The sequence below is a fragment of the Pseudomonas sp. JV245A genome, from assembly GCF_032424515.1.
In the GTDB taxonomy this organism is placed as follows: domain Bacteria; phylum Pseudomonadota; class Gammaproteobacteria; order Pseudomonadales; family Pseudomonadaceae; genus Aquipseudomonas; species Aquipseudomonas protegens.
This window is the reverse complement of the sequence record NZ_VYKE01000574.1, coordinates 1-391: the sequence shown is the minus strand read 5'-3', so window position 1 is coordinate 391 and position 391 is coordinate 1. Positions and strand designations below refer to the sequence as shown.

The following is a 391-nucleotide window of genomic DNA, read 5'->3' as shown; positions in this document are numbered from 1 at the left end:
TTGCGGATCGCCTGGACGTGGCAGGCCAGCCCCACCACGGCGATGCGCGCGTCCGGCTGCTGTTCGTAGCATTCGCGCAGGGCATTGAGGTAAGGCGCCAGCTGGTAGGTGGACTGGGCATTGTTGATGATCGCCGCTGCAGCGCTGCCCAGTTGCGGCGCGCTGCGCCAGCCCTGCCCGGGGTGACGGCCCATGGTCAGGGTCAGGTCCACGTCAAAGTGCTCCCGGGCGGTCAGCAGCAAGGTGGTGGCGGTGCCGCCACTGGCCGAGCGCCGGACTATCTGCGGGTCGGTGGAACGCGCACCGATGGCCTGGCGGCTGATCCCCAGCCAGCGCTCTTCGGCGCGGCGGGTACGGCCGAACAGTTCCAGTTCGGAGCGATCGGTGTCCG

The 391-nt window shown here is 69.6% G+C and carries 1 protein-coding gene; it reads right to left on the bottom strand.

Features of this window, described 5'->3' with window-relative positions; translation table 11 throughout:
* A partial coding sequence (locus F6S12_RS33100; RefSeq protein ID WP_315870033.1) for a coenzyme F420 hydrogenase/dehydrogenase beta subunit N-terminal domain-containing protein occupies nt 1-391 on the bottom strand: 391 nt, incomplete at both ends.